We start from the raw sequence: 8,462 nt of genomic DNA, 5'->3' as shown, positions 1-8,462 counted from the left end.
AGGAGCCGGCTTGCCGGCGAAGTGCATCAGAGGTCGCCGTAGCCCAGGGAGCGCAGGGCGCGTTCGTCGTCGGACCAGCCGCCCTTGACCTTGACCCAGAGGTTGAGCATGACCTTGGAATCGAACAGCAGCTCCATGTCCTTGCGCGCCTCCATGCCGATGCGCTTGATCCGCTCACCCTTGTCGCCAATGATGATTTTCTTCTGGCCGTCGCGCTCGACGAGGATCAAGGCATGGATATGCAGGGTCTTGCCCTGCTGCTTGAACTCTTCGATTTCCACGGTGATCTGGTAGGGCAGCTCGGCACCGAGCTGGCGCATGATCTTTTCCCGCACCAGTTCGGCGGCGAGGAAGCGGCTGCTGCGGTCGGTGATCTGGTCTTCCGGGAAGAAGTGGTCGTTCTCCGGCAGGTGCTTGGCGATCAGGCCTTCCAGGGCTTCGAGGTTGTGGCCCTGCTGGGCGGAGACCGGCACCATCTCGGCGTTCGGCAGTTGCTCCTGCAGCCAGGTCAGGTGCGGCATCAGCTCGGCCTTGTCCTCGATGCGATCGGTCTTGTTGATCGCCAGGATTACCGGGCCCTGCACGTACTGCACACGCTCCAGTACCAGTTGGTCTTCGTCGGTCCACTTGGTGCGATCGACCACGAAGATCACCACGTCGACGTCTTTCAACGCCGCCGAAGCGGTCTTGTTCATGTAGCGGTTCAGCGCCTTCTCGTTGCTCTTGTGCATACCGGGGGTATCGACGTAGATCGCCTGGATGGCGCCTTCGGTCTTGATCCCGAGCATGTTGTGACGAGTGGTCTGGGGCTTGCGCGAGGTGATCGCCAGCTTCTGGCCGAGGATGTGGTTGAGCAGCGTCGACTTGCCCACGTTGGGGCGGCCGACGATGGCGACATAGCCACAGCGTGTTGCAGTTGAATCAGTCATGGCCATTCTCCACGCCCAGGGCAATCAGTGCTGCGGCGGCCGCTACCTGTTCGGCAATACGGCGGCTCACACCCTGACCTCGGCTTTTTTCATTCAATAAGGTGACTTCACATTCAACGAAGAATGTCCGGCAATGCGGTTCGCCCTGGATATCCACCACTTCGTAACGTGGCAATTCGCAGGCGCGGGACTGGAGGAATTCCTGCAGCCGGGTCTTGGGGTCCTTGTTGGTGTCCACCAGGGTCAGGCTCTCGAACTCCGAGGCCAGCCAGGACAGCACGCGGTCACGGGCAGTCTCCATGCCGGCGTCCAGGTAGATCGCACCAATCAGGGCCTCCAGGGCATCGGCAAGGATCGACTCACGACGGAAACCGCCGCTCTTCAATTCGCCGGAGCCCAGGCGCAGGTACTCGCCCAGGTCGAAACCACGGGCCAGCACCGCCAGTGTTTCACCTTTCACCAGACGCGCGCGCAAACGCGACAGCTGGCCTTCGCGGGCCTGGGGAAAGCGCTCGAACAGCGCCTCGCCGGCAACGAAGTTGAGAATGGCGTCACCGAGAAACTCCAGGCGTTCGTTGTTGCGCCCGGCAAAGCTGCGGTGAGTGAGGGCCAGCAGCATCAGCTCCTGGTCCTTGAAGGAATAACCGAGCTGACGCTCGAGACGGCTCAAAGAAACGCTCACGGTTTACCCACGCTGGTTTCGTTGCCGAAACTCGCCATCCCAGGGGCCGCGCACGAGGTGCGGGTGGCAATTAACGCTGTGTTCAAATTTACATCCTGAATATCGTTGACTGCATGCTTCTGGCGATAAGGCTGTTACGGGTCGCCCAAGGGCAAGGCCGTTTTATACAAGAGCCAGAAAAGCATTCGGCGCTGTGTTCAACAGCGCCGCGTGTGATTACTTGATCAGGCCAACCCGCGAGAAATTCGGCAGGTGGCTGAGTTTCGGTTCGGGCCAGCTCATCCAGACTGCGAAGGCCTTGCCGACGATATTCTTGTCGGGAACCATGCCCAGCAGGTCCTTGGGAATACTTGGATCGTCCCAGTAGCGACTGTCGTTAGAGTTGTCGCGGTTGTCGCCCATCATGAAGTAGTGCCCGGCCGGCACCACCCAGCGACCGTCCGGGGTTGCCCGGTAACGGCTCATTTCCTTGCGGATCAAGTGCTCGGCGGCGCCCAGTTTTTCCTTGTACAGCTCGGCGCTGCCCAAGGTGCCGGGTTCAGCCCCCACCAGTTGCTCCGCCACCGGCTGACCGTTGACGAACAGGTGCTTGTCGCTGGTGTAGCGCACTTCATCACCCGGCAGGCCGACCACACGCTTGATGTAGTTGACGTTCGGATCGCTTGGGTAGCGGAACACCATCACATCGCCGCGCTGCGGATCACCGACTTCGATGACCTTCTTGTCGATCACCGGCAAGCGGATCCCGTAGGAAAACTTGTTCACCAGGATGAAGTCGCCCACATCCAGGGTCGGCTTCATCGAGCCCGATGGAATTTGGAACGGCTCCACCAGGAACGAACGCAGCACCAGGACGATGAACAGCACCGGAAAGAACGACTTGCCGTATTCAACCAGCAGCGGCTCTTTGCTCAGCTTCTCGACCACCACCCCGTCCGGCTGGCTGACGCTGCCCTGATAGTTGGCAATGGCGGCACGCCGGCGCGGTGCCAGGAACACCAGGTCGAGCAACGCCAAGAGACCGCAAACGAAGACAGCGATGACCAGCAACAGCGGGAAATTTAGTGACATAGGACCTAACTATCCAACCTGAGCACGGCAAGGAAGGCTTCTTGTGGAATTTCCACGTTGCCCACTTGCTTCATGCGTTTCTTACCGGCCTTCTGCTTTTCCAACAGCTTGCGCTTACGGCTAACGTCGCCGCCGTAGCATTTGGCCAGTACGTTCTTTCTGAGCGCCTTGACGGTTGTCCGCGCCACAATCTGCCCGCCAATGGCGGCCTGGATTGCCACGTCAAACATCTGCCGAGGAATCAGTTCTTTCATCTTTTCGGTCAGCGCACGCCCTTTGTAGTGGGCGTTGTCACGGTGCACGATCAACGCCAGGGCGTCGACCTTCTCACCGTTGATCAGCACATCCAGTTTCACCAGATTAGCCGACTGGTAACGATCGAAATGGTAATCCAGCGAAGCATAGCCGCGGCTGGTGGATTTCAGGCGGTCGAAGAAGTCCAGGACCACTTCGTTCATCGGCAGGTCGTAGGTCACCTGGACCTGGCTGCCGAGGAACAGCATGTCGTGCTGCACGCCGCGCTTCTCGATGCACAGGGTTATGACGTTGCCCAGGTGCTCTTGCGGCACAAGAATATTGGCCCGCACGATCGGCTCGCGCATGTCTTCGATCGCCGACAGATCCGGAAGCTTGGACGGGTTGTCGACGTAGATCGTTTCACCGTTCTTCAGTTGCAGCTCGAAGATTACCGTCGGTGCGGTGGTGATCAGGTCCAGGTCGTACTCGCGCTCCAGGCGCTCCTGGATGATCTCCATGTGCAGCATGCCGAGGAACCCGCAGCGGAAGCCGAAGCCCAGGGCGTCGGAGCTTTCCGGGGTGTACTGCAGCGACGAGTCGTTGAGGGTGAGCTTCTGCAACGCTTCGCGGAAATCCTCGAAGTCGTCGGAGCTGACCGGGAACAGGCCGGCGTAGACCTGGGGCTGGATGCGCTTGAAACCCGGCAGCACTTCAACGTCCGGGGTCGAGCTCAGGGTCAGGGTGTCACCCACGGGCGCGCCGTGAATGTCCTTGATGCCCGCGATGATGAAGCCCACTTCACCGGCCTTGAGGTCGGTGGTGGCGGTGTGTTTCGGGTTGAATACACCAACGCTGTCCACCAGGTGGATCTTGCCGGTGGACTTGACCAGGATCTTGTCGCCCTTCTTCACCCGGCCATGACGTACACGTACCAGGGACACGACGCCCAGGTAGTTGTCGAACCAGGAGTCGATGATCAGGGCTTGCAGCGGGTCTTCGATGTTGCCGGTCGGTGCCGGAATGGTGGTCACCAGGCGCTCGAGCACCTCGTCCACGCCCAGGCCGGTCTTGGCGCTGCAGGTCACGGCGTCGGTGGCATCGATACCGATGATCTTCTCGATCTCTTCCTTGACCCGCTCCGGATCGGCCTGTGGCAGGTCGATCTTGTTCAGCACCGGCATCACTTCCAGGCCTTGCTCGATGGCGGTGTAGCAGTTGGCAACCGACTGGGCTTCGACGCCCTGGCCGGCGTCCACCACCAGCAATGCACCTTCACAGGCCGCCAGGGAACGGCTGACTTCGTAGGTGAAGTCCACGTGGCCCGGGGTGTCAATGAAGTTCAGCTGGTAGGTAATGCCGTCGCGGGCCTTGTAATAGAGGGTGACGCTGTGGGCCTTGATGGTGATCCCGCGCTCACGCTCAAGGTCCATGGAGTCCAGAACCTGGGCTTCCATTTCGCGCTCGGCCAGGCCGCCGCACATCTGGATGAAGCGATCGGCCAGAGTCGACTTGCCATGGTCAATGTGGGCGATGATGGAGAAATTGCGGATATGACTCAAATCACTCACGGATGAACACTCAAAAAGGCTGCAGGCATGGCCCGCCGAAAAATAGCCGGGAATTGTACCTGATACTCGGCACAAGCGTCACGCTCGCCTGTCAGCGTTTGTCAAATGCAAAAACGCCCCGATCCAAGGACCGGGGCGTTACGTCAAGACCCTGGCAAAGCCGCGGAATCAGCCGGCCCGGCGCAACAGCCAGACGCCCGCCACCGCGCAGATACCCGCAGGCACCAGCACCGCGAACAGCGGCGAAAAGCCAAATACCAGGCTCGAAGGGCCCAGCAGATCCTGGGCGATGCGGAAGGTGAAACCCACCAGTACGCCGGTGAATACCCGCTGACCCAGGGTCACCGAACGCAGCGGACCGAAAATGAAGGAAATGGCCATCAATACCAGCGCCGCCGTCACCAGCGGCTGCAGGACCTTGACCCAGAACGCCAGCCAGTAGCGACCGTTGTTCAGGCCCTGGTCGGCCAGGTAGTGGATGTAGCCCCACAGGCCGCTGATGGACAGGGATTCCGGCGCCATCACCACAGTGCTCAGCAGTTGCGGGCTCAAGGCCACATCCCAACGTTCGCCGGGCACGCTGATGACTTCGGTATGACCGTCGCGGAAGTAGGTGGTGGTGACATCCGTCAACTGCCAGTAGTCCTCGTGGAAACGGGCCTGGCGGGCAAAACTCGACGACAGCATGTGGCGCTGGTCATCGAAGTGGTAGCGGGTCACGCCATAGAGCAGGCCATTGGGCTGCACTGCGTTGATATGGATGAATTCATCGCCCTGGCGGTGCCACAGGCCGTGCTTGGAACTCTGGGCATCGCCGGAACCCTGGGCCAGGGCCCGGCTGGCCTGGGCCTGGGTCTCGGTGGCCGGCGCTACGTATTCGCCCACCAGCACGCCCACCAGCATCAGCACCAGCATGGGTTTCATGACCGCCCAGACAATACGGCCCACCGATACACCGGCCGCGCGCATGATGGTCAACTCGCTGTTACTGGCCAGGCTGCCAAGGCCGATCAGGCAGCCGATCAGGCCTGCCATCGGCAGCATTTCATAGACCCGACGCGGCGCAGTGAGGGCCACGTAGCTCATTACATCCACCACGGTATACGTTTCGTTGACAGCCCCCATTTCATCGATGAAGGCAAACAGCGAGGCCAGCCCGAGGATGATCCCCAGGACCGCCAGGATAGCCATGAACACACTGCTACCGATGTAGCGATCGAGCTTAACCACGAGCCATCTCCTTCACGCTGCGACGACTCGCCATTTTCAAGCGCATCGGCTCCCAATACATCAGGCCGAGGCCGATCAACAGAAACAGTAGGTGCACCCACCACAGCCCCAGGGCCGGGGAAATCTTGCCCTTCTCCAGTGCACCGCGCACGGCGATCAGGATGGTCAGATAAGCCATGTACAGCAGGATCGCCGGGATCAGCTTAAGGAAGCGGCCCTGGCGCGGGTTCACCCGGGACAACGGCACCGCCATCAGTGTCACGATGAACACCAGCAATGGCAGGGACAGGCGCCATTGCAGCTCGGCACGGGCTCGCAGGTCATCCTTGCCGATCAGGTCAGCGGTGGGCATGGCATCGCGATCGGTGACTTCGTCGCTGACGTCCGGACGCTCCAGCAAAACACCGTAGGTGTCGTACTTGATCACCCGGTAGTTGGCCTCGCCCGGGTTGCCGTCATAGCGATAGCCGTTTTCCAGGATCAGGTAGCGATTGCCGTCGGGGCGAATGTCCTGATGGCCCTTCTCGGCCACCAGCACCGAAATGCCCTCGTCCTTTTTCTGCTGGCCCAGGCGCTTCTCGGAAATGAACACGCCGCCCAGGTTGGTTCGGTCTTCGGACAACTGCTCGGTGTAGGTGACCCGGGTACCGTCGTTGAGCGCCTGGAAGCGCCCCGCCACCAGCGTGTCGAACTCGGTCAGGGCATCCTGCTTGTTCAGCAACAGCTGGAACTGGTTGGCACCCTGGGGCGCCAGGCTCAGGCTCAGCCAGGCCACCAGCAGGGCCACCAGGGCCGCGGGGATCATGGTTATGCCCAACAGGCGCTGCTGGCTCATGCCGGTGGCCGACAACACGGTCATCTCGCTTTCGAGATAGAGCCGGCCGTAAGCCAGGAGAATGCCGAGGAACAGCCCCAGAGGGAGGATCAGTTGCAAGAAGCCCGGCAGGCGAAACCCCATGATCAGGAACAGCGAGCCCGGATCCAGGGCCCCCGAGGCGGCTTGCGCGAGGAACTTGACGAAGCGCCCGCTCATGATGATGACCAGCAATACCGCGCTCACGGCACTCAGGGTCAGCAGGATTTCGCGGGACAGATAACGAAAGACGATCAAACCAGACACTCCAGGGTTGTCAGGCTAAGGCGGCCGAACAAGCAAACGTATCGAGCCGGCCCCAGACGCAGGGCCGCCGAAAAAAGATGGCGCATTATCCTGTGATTGCGTGCGCCTGTCACGGAGGATGCTCACCCAGCGCTCTAATGCGCCGAAACTGGCCCATGCGAGGGTTGTCAGCCGCGACCGGCGAGGTTCAAACTGGCGGCTTTGTCGTCGGCAGCATGCGGCGTCTTCTTCTATATAGATAAGCTCGGCGCAGGACAGCCTCCTGCGCTCTTTGACCATTTATTCAGGGACCCAGACATGGAACTGGTTGTAAAAAGCGTTAGCCCGGAAACGTTGAAGACCGCCACCCTGGTGGTCGCCGTCGGCGAAGGCCGCAAACTCGGCAACGTTGCCAAGCAACTCGACGAACTCAGCGGCGGCGCCATCAGCGCCGTACTCAAGCGCGGCGACCTGGCCGGCAAGGTCGGCCAGAGCCTGCTGCTGCACGGCGTGGCCAAGCTCAAGGCCGAGCGGGTGCTGCTGGTAGGCACCGGCAAGGACGGCGAACTGGGCGACCGCCCGTTCCGCAAGATCATCAGCGGCGTGCTCACCACCCTCAAGGGCCTGGGCGGCAGCGACGCCGTGCTGGCGCTGGATGAAGTCGTGGTCAAGGGCCGCGACAGCTACGGCAAGACCCGCCTGCTGGCAGAAACCCTGGTGGACGGTGGTTATGTCTTCGACCGCTACAAGAGCCAGAAGGCAGAGCCCCGCGCCCTGAAGAAAATCACCCTGCTGACCATCAAGGCCGCCGAAGCCGAAGTCCAGCGCGGCGTGACCCATGCCCAGGCCATCGCCAACGGCATGGCCTTTACCCGCGACCTGGGCAACCTGCCGCCGAACGTCTGCCATCCGACCTTCCTCGGCGAACAGGCCAAGGCCCTGGGCAAGGAGTTCAAGGGCCTGAAGGTCGAGGTCCTCGACGAGAAGAAGATCAAGGAACTGGGCATGGGCTCGTTCTATGCCGTGGGCCAGGGCAGCGACCAGCCGCCACGCCTGATCGTCATGCAGTACAACGGCGGCAAGAAGTCCGAGAAGCCGTTCGCCCTGGTGGGCAAGGGCATCACTTTCGACACCGGCGGCATCAGCCTCAAGCCGGGCGCCGGCATGGATGAAATGAAGTACGACATGGGCGGCGCCGCCAGTGTGTTCGGCACCCTGCGCGCCGTGCTGGAGCTGAAGCTGCCGATCAACCTGGTGTGCATCCTGGCCTGCGCCGAGAACATGCCCAGCGGTGGCGCCGCGCGCCCTGGCGACATCGTCACCACCATGAGCGGGCAGACCGTGGAGATCCTCAACACCGACGCCGAAGGCCGCCTGGTGCTGTGCGATGCCCTGACCTACTCCGAGCGCTTCAAGCCACAGGCCGTGATCGATATTGCCACCCTCACCGGTGCCTGCGTGGTCGCCCTGGGCGCCCATACTTCGGGCCTGCTGGGCAACAACGACGAACTGATCGGCCAACTGCTCAGCGCCGGTCAGCAAGCCGACGACCGCGCCTGGCAACTGCCGTTGTTCGACGAGTACCAGGAGCAACTGGACAGCCCGTTCGCCGACATCGCCAACATCGGCGGGCCGAAGGCCGGCAC

At 61.5% G+C, this 8,462-nt stretch carries 7 protein-coding genes; 1 reads left to right on the top strand and 6 read right to left on the bottom strand.

Going from position 1 to position 8,462, the window contains the following annotated elements:
- Positions 1–26 precede the first annotated feature (26 nt).
- From era to lptF, 6 genes are all read right to left on the bottom strand, one after another.
- Positions 27–929 (bottom strand): GTPase Era, encoded by a 903-nt coding sequence (era, locus tag F6S12_RS28005; protein ID WP_315869566.1) that lies wholly within the window; start codon positions 927–929, stop codon positions 27–29.
- Positions 922–1,611, bottom strand: a complete 690-nt coding sequence (rnc, locus tag F6S12_RS28000; RefSeq protein WP_011059421.1) for a ribonuclease III — start codon at positions 1,609–1,611, stop codon at positions 922–924. Before rnc ends, era begins: the two co-directional genes overlap by 8 nt.
- Positions 1,612–1,827: 216 nt before the next feature.
- Positions 1,828–2,682 (bottom strand): signal peptidase I, encoded by an 855-nt coding sequence (lepB, locus tag F6S12_RS27995; protein WP_011059420.1) that lies wholly within the window; start codon positions 2,680–2,682, stop codon positions 1,828–1,830.
- A gap of 5 nt (positions 2,683–2,687) precedes the next feature.
- Positions 2,688–4,487 (bottom strand): translation elongation factor 4, encoded by a 1,800-nt coding sequence (lepA, locus tag F6S12_RS27990; RefSeq protein WP_011059419.1) that lies wholly within the window; start codon positions 4,485–4,487, stop codon positions 2,688–2,690.
- Between the two features lie 168 nt (positions 4,488–4,655).
- Positions 4,656–5,717: an LPS export ABC transporter permease LptG gene (gene lptG, locus F6S12_RS27985; RefSeq protein ID WP_011059418.1), complete on the bottom strand. Its 1,062-nt coding sequence runs from the start codon at positions 5,715–5,717 to the stop codon at positions 4,656–4,658.
- Complete coding sequence (lptF, locus tag F6S12_RS27980; RefSeq protein ID WP_015634263.1) at positions 5,710–6,828, bottom strand: LPS export ABC transporter permease LptF; 1,119 nt, start codon at positions 6,826–6,828, stop codon at positions 5,710–5,712. Before lptF ends, lptG begins: the two co-directional genes overlap by 8 nt.
- Before the next feature lie 306 nt (positions 6,829–7,134).
- Here lptF and F6S12_RS27975 point away from each other — a divergent pair.
- A partial coding sequence (locus F6S12_RS27975; protein ID WP_315869565.1) for a leucyl aminopeptidase occupies positions 7,135–8,462 on the top strand: 1,328 nt, incomplete at its 3' end.

The organism is Pseudomonas sp. JV245A (genome assembly GCF_032424515.1).
Lineage (GTDB): Bacteria > Pseudomonadota > Gammaproteobacteria > Pseudomonadales > Pseudomonadaceae > Aquipseudomonas > Aquipseudomonas protegens.
This window is presented reverse-complemented; position numbering and strand designations above follow the sequence as displayed.

Excerpts from the sequence above, each read along its gene's own strand:
- era (WP_315869566.1), bottom strand. The coding sequence starts at position 929 with ATGACTGATTCAACTGCAACACGCTGTGGCTATGTCGCCATCGTCGGC.
- lepB (WP_011059420.1), bottom strand. The coding sequence starts at position 2,682 with ATGTCACTAAATTTCCCGCTGTTGCTGGTCATCGCTGTCTTCGTTTGC.